We start from the raw sequence: 17,061 nt of genomic DNA on the forward strand, positions 1-17,061 counted from the left end.
GCATCGTGAGATGCGGGCCTTCGTTGCGTTCCCGTGTCTTGACGGGGCCCCGCGCCCGCCGGTACTCCGGTCTTCAGGGAATCGGGGGCCCCGACTGGAGGTGGTCGCGCATGGCCGCGGCGTCCGCAGCACGGCACGACACACGAGCACTGCTGCGCGCCCATCTGGCGGCCGCGTCGCGGTACGGGCACCTCACGCGCCACTGCGTGGTCTGCCACCGCCTGTTGAGGCTCGCCATGGAGGTAACGGAAGCGGCGGAGATCCCGGATGCCCTGGAGACCCCGGATGCCCTGGAGATCCCGGAGGGCCCGGAAGCCTCCGCGGTGGAGGACGAAGGTCCCGTCGACCCGTGACCAACGGCGGGCCGGGCGCCCTCCCGGGAGTGGCAGCCTTGACCTTGGCAAGGGATCGCGCGTGTGACGGGTGTCACTGAAAGAGTTTCAGAAACCCCTTCACTTACACCCTCCCTACACCAGTCCGATTTAATCGGTGCAATTGCACGATCACCGGCCGGGCGGCGCCGGGCACAAAAAGATCGCGCTGGACCCGGCGGAGTCCAGCGCGATCGTTTGACGAAGACCTGTTGGGGCAGGCGTCCGCCGGCAGAGCTAGGGGTGGGCCGCCGGATTGGGGGATCCGGAAGGGCCCGGTGTTACGGGGTACTGCGGGGTGTCACGCGACCTCAGGCCTCGCTGCGCTGCTGCGGAATGCCCGCCAGCAGCGCGCGGACCTCGGCCTCGCGGTACCGGCGGTGCCCACCCAGGGTGCGGATGGACGTGAGCTTGCCCGCCTTGGCCCAACGGGTCACCGTCTTCGGGTCCACACGGAACATCGTGGCGACCTCGGCAGGGGTCAGCAGCGGCTCGGCATCAGGGGTGCGAGCGGTCATGAGCGGCCTCCTCGGGAGAACCGAACCAATCTCGGTTCTTTCCTCTAAATTCTGCACCTTGACCCGCGTTGCCCGAAATGGCAGAAGCGGGCCGAGTCGGTTATAGGACGAACGGCTTGTCCTCGGCACTACAACTACACCATCCGTCCAGCCACGTCGGCCAAACCGATGGAATTGCCCTCGCAGGTGTTCATCAGCGGCGGAAGTCGATGGACCATGCCATAACGGACAGTCACGCGTCTGTGACGATCAGTCACAGGGCGATCAGGAGTCCTCAGACCCCCCATAGAGTGCAATGCTGAGCGTTCCGCCCAAAGTTGGGCGGAAGGAACCCTCCCCGGACTCCTTGTCCTATTTTGGCACGAGGATGGGTGATCGGCGCAAGGGTGCGTTAAGTGCTGTCCGTCACGCTTGAGCCAAAGGCCCGGATCGGGACCAACGTCCCCACCGGGCGGGAGCCGAAGGACCCGTGGACCGGAGGAGGGGGCGCGGAGGAGCTCCGGAGCCGTCGGCTCCTGAGGCCTCGAAGATCATTTACACCGGTCGGACATGTCTTGTCGATACCGACCTGACGAAGATGCCCGACTGATGTCAGTTCGCACACGGAGGCTTCCGGCCACGGTTGCCGATTCCCGACGCCCGTACCCCTTCGAAGGGGCCGCATCCCTTCGGCCGTACGCCTCCCGGGAGAGCCGGATCCGCCGAAGGGGCGTCAGTTCGCGAACCGCAGGTCCCTGATCGCCCGCCAGCGCTCGGCCAGGCGTCCGTAAGCGTCGCTCGCCGCCTCCCCGTCCCCCGCCCGCAACGCGGCGAGTCCCGCCGCCAGCTCGGCCGCCGACCGCTCCTCCGCCAGCCACTCCTCCGACACCACGTGCACCAGGCCGCCGAAGTCCAGCTCCACCAGGGCGCGCGGATGGAACTCCTCCAGCCAGCGCCCCACCTCGATCAGACCCTCCGTCATGGGACCGTCGTCGATCGACTCCCGCAGCGCCCGCAGGGCCCGCGCGAGCCGGCGCCGCGCCTGGGCCATCGTCGTCCGGTACCGCAGCACCGGCGCCCGCCCCGCCCCGGCGCCCTCCGTTCCGTCTCCCTCCGTTCCGGTCCCCTCCTTCGGGGCTCCCGGCTCGTACTGCCGGTCCTCGTCGCCGAAGAGGGCGAACCAGCGCACCGGCACCTGCCAGACCGCCGTGCGGATCCACGGCCGCGCGTCCGGGTTCCGCGCCAGCCAGCGCTCGTGGTCCGCCGCCACCTGGGCGCGCACCACCGGCGGCAGCATCGCGTCGAGCACCGGCCCCGGGTACCCCTCCGCCACCAGCTCCTCCAGGGCCAGCCAGCCGCGCAGCCGGGTCCGCCACGGGCAGATCACCACCGCCCCGTCCAGGTGCGCGACGAAGGCCTCGCCGCTCTCGTGGACCGGCACCGGGACCGGGGGCGTCGGCAGCAGGTCCGCGAGCGACCGGCGCAGTTCCTCCTGCGCCCCCGGGGTGCGGGGCCGCCGCGCGTACCGGGCCCAGTGGGACCGCTCCGGCTCGGGGAACGCGGCCAGCGGCTCGTACACCCGCAGATAGGACGCGTAGGGGACGAGGACCGAGGAGGCGACCGACATGCCGCGATCCTTCCACGGCGGTACTCCCCGAGGGGGTGATCCTGCGCACGGCGGCTGATCTACGCCCTGGTAGCGCTTACCCTCTTGCCGAACCGGTCCCTCCCCCACCCGCAGGGAGGGCCGAACCCGCCGCTTCGTACTTGGGAGTCACCACCGTGACCGATGTGACCGGCGTTCCTGTCGATCCCGCAGACGTGCTGCACACCCTCTTCCGCTCGGAACAGGGTGGCCACGAGCAAGTCGTGCTCTGCCAGGACCGCGCCACCGGCCTCAAGGCCGTCATCGCCCTCCACAACACCGCTCTGGGCCCGGCCCTCGGCGGCACCCGCTTCTACCCGTACGCCACCGAGGCCGAGGCGATCGCCGACGCGCTCAACCTGGCGCGCGGCATGTCGTACAAGAACGCCCTGGCCGGCCTCGACCACGGCGGCGGCAAGGCCGTCATCATCGGCGACCCGGAGCAGATCAAGACGGAGGAGCTCCTCCTCGCCTACGGGCGCTTCGTCGCCTCCCTCGGCGGCCGGTACGTCACGGCCTGCGACGTCGGCACCTACGTCGCCGACATGGACGTCGTCGCCCGCGAGAACCGGTGGACCACCGGCCGCTCCCCCGAGAACGGCGGCGCCGGCGACTCCTCCGTCCTCACCGCCTTCGGCGTCTTCCAGGGCATGCGCGCCTCCGCGCAGACCCTGTGGGGCGACCCCACGCTGCGCGGCCGCAAGGTCGGCGTCGCCGGGGTCGGCAAGGTCGGCCACTACCTCGTCGAGCACCTCCTGGAGGACGGCGCCGAGGTGTACGTGACCGACGTGCGCGAGGAGTCGGTGCGCCGGATCACCGACAAGCACCCGCAGGTGAAGGTGGTCGCCGACACCGACGCGCTGATCCGCGTCGAGGGCCTGGACGTCTACGCGCCCTGCGCGCTCGGCGGCGCCCTGAACGACGACACCGTGCCGGTCCTCACCGCGAAGATCGTCTGCGGCGCGGCGAACAACCAGCTCGCCCACCTCGGCGTCGAGAAGGACCTGGAGGAGCGCGGGATCCTCTACGCGCCCGACTACGTGGTCAACGCCGGTGGCGTGATCCAGGTCGCGGACGAGCTGCACGGCTTCGACTTCGACCGGTGCAGGGCGAAGGCGACGAGGATCTTCGACACCACCCTCGCGATCTTCGCACGTGCGAAGGAGGACGGGATTCCGCCGGCCGCGGCGGCCGACCGGATCGCCGAGCAGCGGATGGCGGAGGCCCGGCGCGGCTGAGCCGGGCCGGAAACGGCCCGCCGCGACAGGGACGCGGGGAGACTTCCCTCACCCTTCCCGGCGGGTCGTACCCCCAGAAGAGGTTAAAATCGCGACTGACCAGCGAGGAAAGGGCACCTCGAAGGTTCTGTACCGGGGTATGTGATGCGCACGGCGTACCGTAGACCCACGGAAACAGGTACCGTTGAAGCCCTACGGACCGGTCTCTCTGTCGAGAGTCCGTTCCGCATCATGAACGCGTGTCAAGACTCTGGGGCCATCGAGCCCCGTCACCGAGGGGGTCGAGCCATGGGGCGCGGCCGGGCAAAGGCCAAGCAGACCAAGGTCGCCCGCCAGCTGAAGTACAGCAGCGGCGGGACGGACCTGACGCGTCTGGCCAATGAGCTGGGCGCTTCGACTTCGAGCCAGCCGCCGAATGGCGAGCCGTTCGAGGACGACGACGAGGAAGACGACCCGTACGCCCAGTACGCGGATCTCTACAACACGGACGACGAGGACGAGGACGACCAGTCCGGCCCCTCCTCGTCCCCGCGTCGCGCTTGACCTTCTGAACCACCGAAACCCGGTCCGGTACACCCGGCCGGGTTTCTGTGCTGTCCGCGTACGCATGGCCGTACGCGTATGGAACCGGTGGCGGAGACGGCGATCGGGGGCGCCCCTGAGGACGCCCCCGACCCATGACTCCCGCGGTCAGTTCGCGTAGTCCCCGACCAGCTCGGCGCCGGTGGCGCGGTCGCCGCGCTCGGTGATCTCGCCCGCGACCCAGGACTCGACCCCGCGGTCCGCCAGGGTGGCCAGAGCCGCGTCCACGGACTCGGCCGGCACGACGGCCATCATGCCGACGCCCATGTTCAGGGTCTTCTCCAGCTCCAGGCGCTCCACCTGTCCGGCCTTGCCGACCAGGTCGAAGATCGCGCCCGGCGCCCAGGTCGACCGGTCGACGGTGGCGTGCAGGCCGTCCGGGATCACTCGGGCCAGGTTGGCCGCAAGACCGCCGCCCGTGATGTGGCTGAAGGCGTGCACGTCCGTGGTCCGGGTGAGGGCCAGGCAGTCGAGCGAGTAGATCTTCGTGGGCTCCAGGAGCTCCTCGCCCAGGGTCCGGCCGAGCTCCTCGACCCGCTGGTCGAGGGTCATGCCGGCGCGGTCGAAGACCACGTGCCGCACGAGCGAGTACCCGTTGGAGTGAAGGCCGGAGGAGGCCATGGCGATGACCGCGTCACCCGTGCGGATGCGGTCCGCGCCGAGCAGCCGGTCGTACTCCACGACGCCCGTGCCCGCGCCGGCGACGTCGAAGTCGTCCGGGCCGAGGAGGCCCGGGTGCTCCGCGGTCTCGCCGCCGACCAGGGCGCAGCCGGCCAGGACGCAGCCCTCGGCGATGCCCTTGACGATCGCCGCGACCCGCTCCGGGTGGACCTTGCCCACGCAGATGTAGTCGGTCATGAAGAGCGGCTCGGCGCCGCAGACGACGATGTCGTCCATGACCATCGCGACCAGGTCGTGGCCGATGGTGTCGTACACGCCCATCTGGCGGGCGATGTCGACCTTCGTGCCGACGCCGTCGGTCGCGGAGGCGAGCAACGGGCGCTCGTAGCGCTTGAGGGCGGAGGCGTCGAAGAGGCCGGCGAACCCGCCGAGGCCGCCGAGGACCTCGGGGCGCCGGGTCTTCTTCACCCACTCCTTCATCAACTCGACCGCGCGGTCGCCCGCCTCGATGTCGACGCCCGCGGACGCGTAGCTGGCGCCGCCTTCGGCACTGAGGGACTCAGACATGCTGGGAACTTTCGTGTCGTACCGCGGTTGCAGCGGTTGCGGCGGTTTGCGGCGGGGTCTTACGGGCGACGGAGCGCGTCGGAGGCCGCGGTGGCGGCCGGGCCGGCGGCCAGCTCGGTCTCCAGGAGCTGCTTGCCGAGCAGCTCGGGGTCCGGCAGCTCCATCGGGTACTCGCCGTCGAAGCAGGCGCGGCAGAGGTTCGGCTTCTGGATCGTGGTCGCCTCGACCATCCCCTCCAGGGAGATGTACGAGAGCGAGTCCGCGCCCAGCGACTTGCCGATCTCGTCGACCGACATGCCGTTGGCGATCAGCTCCGCGCGGGTCGCGAAGTCGATGCCGAAGAAGCAGGGCCACTTGACCGGCGGGGAGGAGATCCGGATGTGGACCTCGGCGGCGCCGGCCTCGCGGAGCATCCGGACCAGGGCCCGCTGGGTGTTGCCGCGGACGATCGAGTCGTCGACGACCACGAGCTTCTTCCCCTTGATGACTTCCTTGAGGGGGTTCAGCTTCAGCCGGATGCCCAACTGGCGGATGGTCTGGGAGGGCTGGATGAAGGTGCGCCCGACGTAGGCGTTCTTCACCAGGCCGGCGCCGAAGGGGATGCCCGAGGCCTCGGCGTAGCCGATGGCGGCCGGGGTGCCCGACTCCGGGGTCGCTATCACCAGGTCGGCCTCGACGGGCGCCTCCTTCGCGAGGCGGCGGCCCATCTCCACGCGGGAGAGGTACACGTTCCGGCCGGCGATGTCGGTGTCCGGGCGGGCCAGGTACACGTACTCGAAGACACAGCCCTTGGGCTTCGCTTCCGCGAATCGAGAGGTACGGATGCCGTTCTCGTCGATCGCGATCAGCTCGCCCGGCTCGACCTCGCGGACGTAGCTGGCGCCGCAGATGTCGAGGGCGGCGGACTCGGAGGCAACCACCCAGCCGCGCTCCAGACGGCCGAGGACCAGCGGGCGGATGCCCTGCGGGTCGCGGGCCGCGTAGAGCGTGTGCTCGTCCATGAAGACGAGGGAGAAGGCGCCCCGGACCTCGGGGAGGACCTTCGCGGCGGCCTGCTCGATGGTGAGCGGCGCGCCGTCCTCGTCGACCTGGCCCGCGAGGAGCGCGGTGACCAGGTCGGTGTCGTTGGTGGCGGCGACCTGGGTCGCGCGCCCTTCCTTCTTGGGCAGGTCGGCGACCATTTCGGCGAGCTGCGCCGTGTTCACCAGGTTGCCGTTGTGGCCGAGCGCGATCGAGCCGCGGGCGGTTGCCCGGAACGTCGGCTGCGCGTTCTCCCACACGGAGGCCCCGGTGGTCGAGTAGCGGGCGTGACCGACCGCGATGTGACCTTGGAGGGAACCGAGAGAGGTCTCGTCGAAGACCTGGGACACGAGGCCCATGTCCTTGAAGACGAGGATCTGGGAGCCGTTGCTGACCGCGATTCCCGCGGATTCCTGGCCCCGATGCTGGAGGGCGTAGAGCCCGAAGTACGTGAGCTTTGCGACCTCTTCACCCGGAGCCCAGACCCCGAAGACGCCGCAAGCGTCCTGAGGGCCCTTCTCGCCGGGAAGCAGGTCGTGATTGAGTCGACCGTCACCACGTGGCACGTTTCCGAGTGTAGACGGGCTCGACCACTGGTCCGAATTGAGGAAATCCGGGGTCGGCTCCGCTCGTGCGATCACACGAAATGATCATCTCGTGCTTGGAGGGGGCTACAAACCAGGCGGGGGAAGGGATTCCGGCTCCGGAGCCGTGGAGAGCGGACGCTCGTACCAGGCCCGGAGCCGTCCCGCGATGTGACGGAGTTCGCAGCCGGAGCGGGTCCGGCCGCCGGACGCTACGCGCGTCCGGCCGGTTCGGCGGTGGCGGTGAGGCCCTCGCCCGAGGCGTCGGTGAGCGTCAGGGTCCGGTGGTCGATCCGGTAGGTGAGCGGCCCGTCGAGGAGCTCGTACAGCCTGGTCTCCAGCTTCATCTGCGGGCCCGTGCACATCATCCGGGTGGTGGCCGCCGGACCCTCGACGGTGAGGGTCGTGGCGTCGGCCTTCGCGGTCGCGGAGAAGTTGTTGCAGCCCAGGTTGCCGGTGACCTTGCCGTCCTCGCCCAGGACGATCCGCGCCTTGCCCTCGCTGCCGGCGGGCAGCGAGGAGGCCGTCTTCCCCGAGAGCAGGCCGTCGACCTTCCACGCGGTGCCGCGCAGCGGGGCGGGCCGCTCGGCGGTGAGCGCGAGGACGTTCCGCCCGTCGGGCGAGGTCAGGGTCAGCCTGTCGTTCCTCAGCGTGCCCTTCAGCTCCCCGGAGAAGGCCTTGACCAGCTCCTTCTCGAAGCGCATCCGGTCCTCGGAACAGGCGATCTCGGTCATCGGGCCCGGGGTGGCGGTGAGAGTGTCGCCCTTCACGGCGACGGTGGCGTTGAAGGTGTTGCAGCCGCCTCGGCCGACGACCCGACCGTCCTTCTCGAACGCGACGCCCGCGTCGTCCGGGGCGTCGGACGCGCTCCCGCCGACGGTGACCTTGTCGACGGTCCAGTGCGTGCCGGTGAGCGGGAGGTCCGGGGAGACCGTGCCCGCACCGGACCCGGGTCCCCGACCTCCCTCCGTACCGCAGGCGGTGAGCAGGAGGGCCGGGAGGAGGGGGACCAGGGCGACGAGTGCTCGTGGCTTCGACATGGAGATGGGACGGACGACCGGACGAGTCGGTTCCACGGGCCCCCGCCGTCCCGTGCGGACGACCGGGCAAGCCGGGCCCACGGATCCCGCCGCCCCGTACGGGCACGCGGCGGTCGGCCGTCAGCCCATCAGGGGCAGCAGGTCCGCCAGGTCGGCGCGCTCGCCGCTCGCGCTCACCAGGGCCGCGTCCAGCTCCGCCGCCCACTCCACGCGCCCGGCCGCGAGCCGGATCCAGGTGAGGGGATCCGTCTCGACCACGTTGGGCGGGGTGCCCCGGGTGTGCCGGGGGCCCTCGACGCACTGGACGACGGCGTACGGCGGGACCCGGACCTCGACCGCCCCGCCCGGCGCCTTCGCCGCGAGCGCGTCCGCGAGCAGACGGGTGCAGGCGGCGAGGGCCTGCCGGTCGTACGGGATGCCGGCGCCGGTCGCCTCGTTCAGGTCGTCGGTGTGGACGACGAGTTCGACGGTCCGGGTGACGAGGAAGTCCCCGAGCGTCATGGCCCCGAAGCTCAGCGGCAGGAGCCGCTCGTCGGCCGCGCCCGCCACCGCCTCCTCGTACTCGTCCTGTACGCGTGCGTAGAGCCCGTGCAGGTCGGAGGCGTCGATCCCGCGCGTGTGCGCGTCGATCCGTCCGGCTGCCGACGCGGTCCTGGACGGCCAGTCGAGCAGGGTCAGTTCCCGCGCGGCCGGCGCGGGCGCGGCGAGCAACTGCGGCACGGAGTCGAGCATCCACGCGACGTGCGCCGCCAGGTCCCGTACGGTCCACTCCCCGAGCCGGGTCGGCCCGTCGAGCTGCACGGGCGTGAACGCCTCGACGGCGTCCCGCACGTGCCGGAACTGGGTGAGGACGGCGGCCCGGGTCTTGACCGGGTCGTAGCTGCGGGTGCGCTTCTTGGCCGGTGGCATGGGGCGAGGGTAGTCGGCGGCGGGCGCGTCACGGGCGATGGTCAGGCCGCCGGGCGGGCCGAGCCCGGTATCGCCTCGAACGTCTCCTTGTTCTTCGGGACGCCGACGCCGCGCCAGGTGAAGGGCACGCCCCTGGCCGTGTCCAGGTCGGGGCCGTTCATGAGGTGGAAGTGCACGTGCGGTTCGGTGGAGTTGCCCGAGTTTCCGCACCGGGCGAGCCGCTGGCCGGCCGTCACCCGGTCGCCCGCCCGGACGGTGAGCGAACCCCGCCGGAGGCGGGCGTACACCGCGTAGGTGCCGTTCCCGAGGTCGAGTATCAGGTGGTTCCCGACGATCCGCCGGGCTCCCGCGAGGACGCGGGCGATGCCCTCGAAGACCAGCAGATAGAGGAAGGCGGGCAGCGAGTTGCGGCTGAGGTGGTCGCGCTGGCCGTCCTCGGCGTGCACGACGGTCGCGTCGGCCACCGCGAACAGCGGGGCGCCGAAGGCCGGGAAGTCCTCGCTCCGGCGGACCACCGGCCACAGCCACGCGAAGGAGGGGCGGGGCCGCTCTCCGTCTTCCGCCTCCGCCAGGATGTCGATGGCGTACGTCTGGCCGTACTGGTGGGTGCCGTGGCTGGGCGTCCGGTCCGCCGGGCTGTTGAGCGCCGTCCAGCGCCCCGCGACCGGCGGGTCCACCTCGACCGGGGGCCGCACCGCCGCCCCGACCTGCTTTCCGGTGTGCCGGGCGAGCGCGATCCCGACCGCCACGGCGGCGATCAGCGGCAGCCAGCTCACGGCGTACGAGTAGGGCAGTCCGACGGTGAACGAGACGATCGCCTGGACGAAGAACAGCAGCCAGAGCGTGCGGTGGAGCAGCACAGCGGACGTGCGCGTGAACATGAGCGTTCCCCCTGGACGATCGTGGTCGACGGCTGTGGTCGGAGGACCGACGGCTGCGGTGAAGGGCTACGGTTGGGCCGCCGTGAAGGCCACCAGGAGCGGGACGACCCGGGCCGCCGGAACCTCGTGGCGGCCGCGTCCGGTCGTGTGGAGCCAGCCCGCGGCGGTGAGTTGGCGCAGGTGGTGGTAGATCTGGCCGGTCGTGCCCGTCTCCGGGAGTTCGGCCAGCTCGGCGGCGGTGCGGCGGCCGCCGAGTATCTCCCGCAGCAGCCGGAGCCGTACGGGATGGCCGAGCGCGGCGAAGGAGTCCGCGGTCTCGGCCCAGTCGTCGTCGAGCAGCCGCTCGGTGAACGCGCCGAACTGCCACTCGTACCGCTCCTCGGTGGGCAGCCGGACCGAGCCCGTGAACAGCACTCCGCCGTCGGCGCCCCGCGGGCCCGCCTCGGCCAGTTCGGCCTTGAGCCCCTCCAGGGCCCAGAAGTCCCCTCCGGCGGTCTCGGGGCGCTCGGGGGGCTCCATGCCCTCCAGCGCCGCGATGCGCCGCTCCAGCTCGGTGAACCGCTCTTCCAGCTCCATGCGTACAGATTACGTAACTACGTAACTCCGTGCAAGAGTGAATCGGAGGAGAACGACGAAGCCCCCGCCCGGACCCGAAGGTCCGGACGGGGGCTCCCGTACGTACTGCTCCTGCTCTGGGGAAGCGATCAGGCTCTGAGGAGGCGATCAGGCCAGCAGGCCCGGAATCGTCGCCTCGTGGGCCGTCCGCAGTTCCTCCAGGGAGAGCGCGAACTCGCCCTGCACGTCGACCGCGTCGCCGTCGACGACACCGATCCGGGTCGCCGGCAGACCCCGCGCACCGCACATGTCGGTGAAGCGGAGCTCCTCGCTGCGCGGGACGGCGACGACCGCGCGGCCCGCCGACTCGCTGAAGAGGAAGGTGAAGGCGTCCAGGCCCTCGGGGACGACCAGGCGAGCACCCTTGCCGCCGCGCAGGCAGGACTCGACGACCGCCTGCACCAGACCGCCGTCGGAGAGGTCGTGCGCCGCGTCGACCATGCCGTCGCGGGAGGCCGAGATCAGGATCTCGCCGAGCAGCTTCTCCCGGTCGAGGTCCACGGTCGGCGGCAGGCCGCCGAGGTGCTGGTGGATCACCTCGGACCAGGCCGAACCGCCGAACTCCTCCTTGGTGTCGCCAAGGAGGTAGAGGAGCTGGCCCTCTTCCGCGAAGGCGATCGGGGTGCGGCGGTTGACGTCGTCGATCACGCCGAGGACGGCGACGACGGGCGTCGGATGGATCGCCACGTCACCGGTCTGGTTGTAGAGCGAGACGTTGCCGCCGGTCACCGGGGTGCCGAGCTGGAGGCAGCCGTCCGCGAGACCGCGGGTGGCCTCGGCGAACTGCCACATCACGGCCGGGTCCTCGGGCGAACCGAAGTTCAGGCAGTCCGAGATGGCGAGCGGCTTGGCGCCGGAGGCGGCGACGTTGCGGTACGCCTCCGCGAGCGCGAGCTGCGCGCCCGTGTACGGGTCGAGCTTGGCGTACCGGCCGTTGCCGTCGGTCGCCATGGCCACGCCGAGGTTGGTCTCCTCGTCGATGCGGACCATGCCCGCGTCCTCGGGCTGCGCGAGGACCGTGTTGCCCTGCACGAACCGGTCGTACTGGTCCGTGATCCAGGACTTCGAGGCCTGGTTCGGGGAGGAGACGAGCCTGAGGACCTGGTCCTTCAGCTCCTCGCCGTTCCGCGGCCGGGGCAGCTTGCCGGCGTCGTCGGCCTGGAGGGCGTCCTGCCAGTCCGGGCGCGCGAACGGCCGGTGGTAGGTCGGGCCCTCGTGGGCGACGGAACGCGGCGGCACGTCGACGATCTGCTCGCCGTGCCAGAAGATCTCCAGGCGCTCGCCCTCGGTCACCTCACCGATGACGGTGGCGATGACGTCCCACTTCTCGCAGATCTCCAGGAAGCGCTCGACGTGCTCGGGCTCGACGATCGCGCACATGCGCTCCTGCGACTCGCTCATGAGGATCTCCTCGGGCGAGAGCGTCGCGTCGCGCAGGTGCACCAGGTCGAGGTCGACCCGCATGCCGCCGGAACCGGCGGAGGCCAGCTCGGAGGTGGCGCAGGAGAGTCCGGCGCCGCCGAGGTCCTGGATGCCCGCGACCAGCTTCTCCTTGAAGATCTCCAGGGTGCACTCGATGAGGAGCTTCTCCTGGAAGGGGTCGCCGACCTGGACGGCGGGGCGCTTGGTGGGCTTCGTGTCGTCGAAGGTCTCGGACGCGAGGACCGAGACGCCGCCGATGCCGTCGCCGCCCGTGCGGGCGCCGTACAGGATCACCTTGTTGCCGGGGCCGGAGGCCTTGGCGAGGTGGATGTCCTCGTGCTTCATCACGCCGATGCAGCCGGCGTTGACCAGCGGGTTGCCCTGGTAGCAGGAGTCGAAGACGACCTCGCCGCCGATGTTGGGCAGGCCGAGGCAGTTGCCGTAGCCGCCGATGCCGGCGACGACACCGGGCAGCACGCGCTTGGTGTCGGGGTGGTCGGCCGCGCCGAAGCGCAGCGGGTCGACGACCGCGACCGGGCGGGCGCCCATGGCGAGGATGTCGCGGACGATGCCGCCCACGCCGGTGGCCGCGCCCTGGTAGGGCTCGATGTACGAGGGGTGGTTGTGCGACTCGACCTTGAAGGTGACCGCGTACCCCTGGCCGACGTCGACGACGCCCGCGTTCTCGCCGATGCCGACGAGCATGGCGTCGTTGGCGGGGGCCTTCTCGCCGAACTGCTTCAGGTGGACCTTGCTGCTCTTGTACGAACAGTGCTCCGACCACATGACGGAGTACATGGCGAGCTCGGCGCCGGTGGGACGGCGGCCGAGGATCTCGCGGATGCGCGCGTACTCGTCCTCCTTGAGGCCGAGCTCCTTCCAGGGCTGCTCGCTGTCCGGCGTCTCGCTCGCGTGCTTGACGGTGTCGAAGGCGCGGGGATACGGGGGTCGTCCCCCGGAAGAAGACAGCATCAGGCGTTGACCAGCTTCTTGAGGATCGAGGTGAAGAAACCGAGGCCGTCCGTCTTGCCGGTGCCGACCAGCGGCTCGACGGCGTGCTCGGGGTGCGGCATGAGGCCGACCACGTTGCCGGCGGCGTTGGTGACGCCCGCGATGTCGCGCAGCGAGCCGTTGGGGTTGACGTCCAGGTAGCGGAAGGCCACCCGCCCCTCGGCCTCCAGCTCGTCGAGCACGCGCTCGTCGGCGACGTAACGGCCGTCCATGTTCTTGAGCGGGACCTCGATCTCCTGGCCCGCGGTGTAGTCCGAGGTCCAGGCGGTCTCCGCGTTCTCCACCCGCAGCTTCTGGTCGCGGCAGATGAAGTGGAGGTGGTTGTTGCGCAGCATCGCACCCGGCAGCAGGTGGGCCTCGGTGAGGATCTGGAAGCCGTTGCAGATGCCGAGGACGGGCATGCCCGCCTTCGCCTGCTCGATGATCGTCTCCATCACCGGCGAGAAGCGGGAGATGGCTCCGGCCCGCAGGTAGTCGCCGTAGGAGAAGCCGCCGGCCAGGACCACGGCGTCGACCTGCTTGAGGTCCTTGTCGCGGTGCCAGAGCGAGACGGGCTCGGCGCCCGCCAGGCGGGCGGCGCGCAGCGCGTCCTGGTCGTCGAGCGTTCCGGGGAACGTGACGACGCCGATGCGTGCGGTCACGACTCCACCTTCACGACGAAGTCTTCGATCACGGTGTTGGCGAGGAAGGTTTCGGCCATCTCATGGATGCGGGCGAGGGCGGCGTCGTCGACCGGTCCCTCCACCTCCAGCTCGAAGCGCTTCCCCTGACGGACGTCGGCGATTCCGGCGAATCCCAGGCGGGGCAGTGCACGCTGCACCGCCTGCCCCTGGGGGTCGAGGATCTCCGGCTTGAGCATGACGTCGACTACGACGCGTGCCACTGGCACTCCCGGTGGTGTGTTGCGTGGGCGGTTCCTTCAGCGTACCTGCCTCCAAATTCTACGCGGGTAGAGATCTGAAGGATCCTACAAAAGGCGGGCTCCCCGAGCTCTCCGCGTCCGCGCCCGGGCCGACCCCTCCACGGCAAAATTCACGTGAAATATTGCGGACCGCATTGCACCGGGACACGCTGAAACAATTGGCGGGGCTTCACAATGCGACACCTGCCGCTGTAGAAAGGTTTCCAGAAGAAAACAGCATTGTTCCGGCACAGCCGAACGGTCGGCATCGTCGCACGTCAGGGGCGCCACAAGCACCCCCGGGCGACCTCGGCGGCCGCAGGAAAGGACCGATATCCGTGGCTCAGCGTGTGGTGGTCACCCTCTCCGATGACATCGAGGGCGGAGAAGCAGCGGAAACGGTCGCGTTCGGCCTCGACGGGAAGATGTACGAGATCGACCTGAATGCTGCCAATGCAAAGAAACTCCGCAAGGCCCTCGCGCCCTACCTCGCGGCCGGTCGCAAGATCCCCGCGCGGATCGGCGCGGGCGCCGGCGCCGGTCCGGGTGCCGTCGGCGGCCGGGGCGGGACCGCGGCCGCGGCGTACACGCACACCGACCTCGCCCCCGCCCCGGCGGCGGTCCGCGCCTGGGCCCAGTCCAACAAGATGGACGTGCCCGCCCGGGGCCGGATCCCCAAGCGGGTCTACGAGGCGTTCCGCGAGGCGAGCTGAACCGGGACGCGCTTCGGGGCGGGGCGGGGCGCTCCGAGTCGGGGCGTCCGTCGCCGTGAGGGCGGGGGCCACTGCCGCGGGTACGGGGCGTCCGCCGCCGTGAGGACGGGGTGCTCGTCGTCGCGGAGGCAGGGTGTCCGTCGCCGTGAGGACGGGGTGTCCGCCGTCGCGGAGGCAGGGTGCCCGTCGCCTCGGGCCGAGCCGATTTGCATTGCACCCCGGGTGATCGGCTAGAGTCTGGATCACGCCGAGGGGCGAGGCCGAAAGGCACCGACCCGAGCAGCGTGCGGGTGTAGTTCAGTAGCAGAACAGCCCCCTTCCAGGGGGAAGGCGCAGTGTGCAATTCCTGTCACCCGCTCTGCATCGCATGACTGGTCACTCTTGTGGATCAGGTACAGTGGTGCTCGCACCGCCCGGTGAAAGCCGGTCGGGAGCAATGCGGACGTGGCTCAGTTGGTAGAGCATCACCTTGCCAAGGTGAGGGTCGCGAGTTCGAATCTCGTCGTCCGCTCAGGAATGGAAGGCCCCGGTTCTCAGGAACCGGGGCCTTCGTCGTGCTTCCCTTCCACCGCTCCGCTTCCTCATGACATTTGTCAGCAGGGGTCGTGACAGCGCGCACTGCCGACGGGCGGGGACCGCCGGGAGTCTGGACGCATGACACCAGCGATCGAGGCGACCGACCTGCGCCGTACGTACGCCGAGGGATCCGGCCGGGGAGCCGGCGGCGGCTTCGAGGCCGTGCGCGGAATCTCCTTCGCCGTCCCCCGGGGCGAGATCTTCGCCCTCCTCGGGACCAACGGCGCCGGCAAGACCTCCACCGTCGAACTCCTGGAGGGCCTCGCCGCGCCCAGCGCCGGCACCGCCCGCGTCCTCGGCCACGACCCTTTCCGGGAGCGGGCCGCCGTCCGCCCCCGGATCGGCATCATGCTCCAGGAGGGCGGCTTCCCCTCCGACCTCAGCGTGGCCGAGACCGTACGGATGTGGGCGGGCTGCACCAGCGGCGCCCGCCCCGTCGGAGAGGCACTCGCCGCCACCGGCCTCGCCGGGCGCGAGCGCGTCCGGATCAAGCAGCTCTCCGGCGGTGAGCGGCGCAGGCTCGACCTGGCGCTCGCGCTGCTCGGCCGCCCCGAGGTGCTCTTCCTCGACGAGCCCACCACCGGCCTCGACGCCGAGGGCCGCCGCGACACCTGGGAGCTCGTCCGGCGGCTGCGGGACGGCGGCACCACCGTGCTCCTCACCACGCACTACCTGGAGGAGGTCGAAGCCCTCGCCGACCGCCTCGCGATCATGCACCGGGGCGAGATCGTCCTCTCCGGCACACCGGCCGAGGTCACCGCCGCCCGCCCCGCCCGGATCCGCTTCACCCTCCCCGAAGGCGTCCTGGCCGCACACCTCCCGCTGCGCCTGCGGGCCGCGGAGACCGGCGGCCGCGTGGAGATCCGCACCCGTGACCTCCAGGAGGACCTCGCCGTCCTCCTCGCCTGGGCCGGGGACGGCGGCATACGGCTCGACGGACTCGACGCCCGGTCCGCCTCCCTCGAAGAGGCGTTCCTCGACATCGCCTCGCAAGGCGTCCCGCCCCACGGCACCGCAGACCGTACCGACCGGCAGGAGGCCGACGCCCGATGAGCAGCACCACCACGATCACGCCCGGGGACACCGGGCCCGCCTCCACCGTCCGGAGCCGGCTCACCGCTCTCGGCCGGGCCGAACTGACCCTCCTCCTGCGCAACCGGAACAACCTCTTCATCGCGCTGCTCATGCCGCTGCTGATGGTCTTCCTGCTGCGCTCCTCGCTCACCCAGCTCGACGAGGACGCCCTGCCGATGGGCGCCGGGGCGGCCACCCTCATCGGCGGCACCGGCATGGTCCTGCTCCTCGTCGCCTACATGAGCCTCGTCTCCGCGCTCGTCGCCCGCCGCGAGGAGCTCGTCCTCAAGCGGCTGCGGACCGGCGAGGCGAGCGACGCGGAGATACTCACCGGCTGCGCCCTGCCCGCCACCGCCATCACGCTCGTGCAGTGCGCCGTCCTCACGGCCGGCGGGATCGCCGTCCTCGGCGTGCCCGCCCCCGCCCGTCCCGACCTGCTGCTGCTCGGCGTCGTCGCCGCGATCGCCCTGCTCGCCGCGATCGCCGCGCTCACCACCGTGATCACCCGGTCCGTCGAGAGCGCCGGACTGACGACCCTGCCGCTCTTCCTGATCTCCTGCTTCGGCTCGGGCCTCTTCGTACCCCGCGACGCCCTGCCCCCGCTCGCCGCCGACCTCTGTGGACTGCTGCCGCTCAGCGGCGTGATGGAGTTCGTACGGGCGGGCTGGCTCGGGACCGCGCAAGCGGAGAGCCTGCTGGGTGCCGGGCTCAATACAGTGGCCTGGGGCGTCCTGACGGGGTGGGCGGTCCGCCGGTGGTTCCGCTGGGAACCGCGGCGCTAGGGCTCGGAAGGG

17 protein-coding genes and 2 tRNA genes are annotated in these 17,061 nt (G+C 70.9%); 8 read left to right on the forward strand and 11 right to left on the reverse strand.

Annotation, left to right across the window (positions count from 1 at the left end):
- Window positions 1-110: 110 nt before the first annotated feature.
- A complete protein-coding gene (locus ACFYNX_RS18760; RefSeq protein WP_388662637.1) occupies window positions 111-353 on the forward strand; it encodes a DUF6274 family protein in 243 nt (80 codons plus the stop codon).
- A gap of 329 nt (window positions 354-682) precedes the next feature.
- Here ACFYNX_RS18760 and bldC read toward each other — a convergent pair whose 3' ends face one another.
- Complete coding sequence (bldC, locus tag ACFYNX_RS18765) at window positions 683-889, reverse strand: developmental transcriptional regulator BldC (RefSeq protein WP_003949541.1); 207 nt, start codon at window positions 887-889, stop codon at window positions 683-685.
- A 712-nt stretch (window positions 890-1,601) separates the two neighbouring features.
- Window positions 1,602-2,495: a hypothetical protein gene (locus ACFYNX_RS18770; RefSeq protein WP_388662639.1), complete on the reverse strand. Its 894-nt coding sequence runs from the start codon at window positions 2,493-2,495 to the stop codon at window positions 1,602-1,604.
- Between the two features lie 155 nt (window positions 2,496-2,650).
- Between ACFYNX_RS18770 and ACFYNX_RS18775 the strand changes: the two genes are divergently transcribed.
- Both ACFYNX_RS18775 and ACFYNX_RS18780 read left to right on the forward strand, forming a co-directional pair.
- Complete coding sequence (locus tag ACFYNX_RS18775) at window positions 2,651-3,751, forward strand: Leu/Phe/Val dehydrogenase (RefSeq protein ID WP_388662641.1); 1,101 nt, start codon at window positions 2,651-2,653, stop codon at window positions 3,749-3,751.
- A gap of 288 nt (window positions 3,752-4,039) precedes the next feature.
- The gene (locus ACFYNX_RS18780) at window positions 4,040-4,294 is read left to right on the forward strand and encodes a DUF3073 domain-containing protein (RefSeq protein ID WP_053648317.1); all 255 of its coding nucleotides are present in this window, start codon (window positions 4,040-4,042) and stop codon (window positions 4,292-4,294) included.
- A 147-nt stretch (window positions 4,295-4,441) separates the two neighbouring features.
- On the opposite strand, the gene purM is transcribed toward ACFYNX_RS18780, so the two are convergent.
- From purM to purS, 9 genes are all read right to left on the reverse strand, one after another.
- The gene (gene purM / locus ACFYNX_RS18785; RefSeq protein WP_125660834.1) at window positions 4,442-5,521 is read right to left on the reverse strand and encodes a phosphoribosylformylglycinamidine cyclo-ligase; all 1,080 of its coding nucleotides are present in this window, start codon (window positions 5,519-5,521) and stop codon (window positions 4,442-4,444) included.
- A 59-nt stretch (window positions 5,522-5,580) separates the two neighbouring features.
- Window positions 5,581-7,107, reverse strand: a complete 1,527-nt coding sequence (purF, locus tag ACFYNX_RS18790; RefSeq protein ID WP_356548641.1) for an amidophosphoribosyltransferase — start codon at window positions 7,105-7,107, stop codon at window positions 5,581-5,583.
- Window positions 7,108-7,337: 230 nt separating this feature from the next.
- Entirely contained in the window at window positions 7,338-8,165 is an 828-nt protein-coding gene (locus ACFYNX_RS18795) for an META domain-containing protein (protein WP_388662644.1), read from the reverse strand.
- A 120-nt stretch (window positions 8,166-8,285) separates the two neighbouring features.
- A complete protein-coding gene (locus ACFYNX_RS18800; protein WP_365544409.1) occupies window positions 8,286-9,074 on the reverse strand; it encodes a sterol carrier family protein in 789 nt (262 codons plus the stop codon).
- Window positions 9,075-9,115: 41 nt separating this feature from the next.
- Entirely contained in the window at window positions 9,116-9,955 is an 840-nt protein-coding gene (locus ACFYNX_RS18805; RefSeq protein ID WP_388662646.1) for a M23 family metallopeptidase, read from the reverse strand.
- A gap of 66 nt (window positions 9,956-10,021) precedes the next feature.
- Window positions 10,022-10,531, reverse strand: coding sequence for an ArsR/SmtB family transcription factor (locus ACFYNX_RS18810; protein ID WP_388662648.1), 510 nt, complete (start codon window positions 10,529-10,531; stop codon window positions 10,022-10,024).
- Window positions 10,532-10,678: 147 nt separating this feature from the next.
- Window positions 10,679-12,964: a phosphoribosylformylglycinamidine synthase subunit PurL gene (gene purL, locus ACFYNX_RS18815; protein WP_388662650.1), complete on the reverse strand. Its 2,286-nt coding sequence runs from the start codon at window positions 12,962-12,964 to the stop codon at window positions 10,679-10,681.
- The gene (purQ, locus tag ACFYNX_RS18820; RefSeq protein ID WP_125660856.1) at window positions 12,964-13,644 is read right to left on the reverse strand and encodes a phosphoribosylformylglycinamidine synthase subunit PurQ; all 681 of its coding nucleotides are present in this window, start codon (window positions 13,642-13,644) and stop codon (window positions 12,964-12,966) included. The genes purL and purQ overlap by 1 nt, the downstream gene beginning before the upstream one ends.
- Window positions 13,641-13,886 (reverse strand): phosphoribosylformylglycinamidine synthase subunit PurS, encoded by a 246-nt coding sequence (gene purS, locus ACFYNX_RS18825; protein ID WP_015035032.1) that lies wholly within the window; start codon window positions 13,884-13,886, stop codon window positions 13,641-13,643. The genes purQ and purS overlap by 4 nt, the downstream gene beginning before the upstream one ends.
- A gap of 356 nt (window positions 13,887-14,242) precedes the next feature.
- On the opposite strand from purS, the gene ACFYNX_RS18830 reads away from it, so the two are divergent.
- The 5 genes from ACFYNX_RS18830 to ACFYNX_RS18850 all read left to right on the forward strand — a co-directional run bounded on the left by ACFYNX_RS18830 (window position 14,243) and on the right by ACFYNX_RS18850 (window position 17,049).
- Window positions 14,243-14,617, forward strand: coding sequence for an Lsr2 family protein (locus ACFYNX_RS18830; RefSeq protein ID WP_388662652.1), 375 nt, complete (start codon window positions 14,243-14,245; stop codon window positions 14,615-14,617).
- A gap of 286 nt (window positions 14,618-14,903) precedes the next feature.
- A tRNA-Gly gene (locus ACFYNX_RS18835) sits at window positions 14,904-14,975 on the forward strand.
- Window positions 14,976-15,055: 80 nt separating this feature from the next.
- Window positions 15,056-15,128 (forward strand) — tRNA-Gly (locus ACFYNX_RS18840).
- A 143-nt stretch (window positions 15,129-15,271) separates the two neighbouring features.
- A complete protein-coding gene (locus ACFYNX_RS18845) occupies window positions 15,272-16,246 on the forward strand; it encodes an ABC transporter ATP-binding protein (protein WP_365544423.1) in 975 nt (324 codons plus the stop codon).
- Window positions 16,243-17,049: an ABC transporter permease gene (locus ACFYNX_RS18850; RefSeq protein ID WP_388662654.1), complete on the forward strand. Its 807-nt coding sequence runs from the start codon at window positions 16,243-16,245 to the stop codon at window positions 17,047-17,049. Before ACFYNX_RS18845 ends, ACFYNX_RS18850 begins: the two co-directional genes overlap by 4 nt.
- Window positions 17,050-17,061 lie beyond the last annotated feature (12 nt).

The sequence above is a fragment of the Streptomyces sp. NPDC007872 genome, from assembly GCF_042868165.1.
GTDB lineage: Bacteria > Actinomycetota > Actinomycetes > Streptomycetales > Streptomycetaceae > Streptomyces.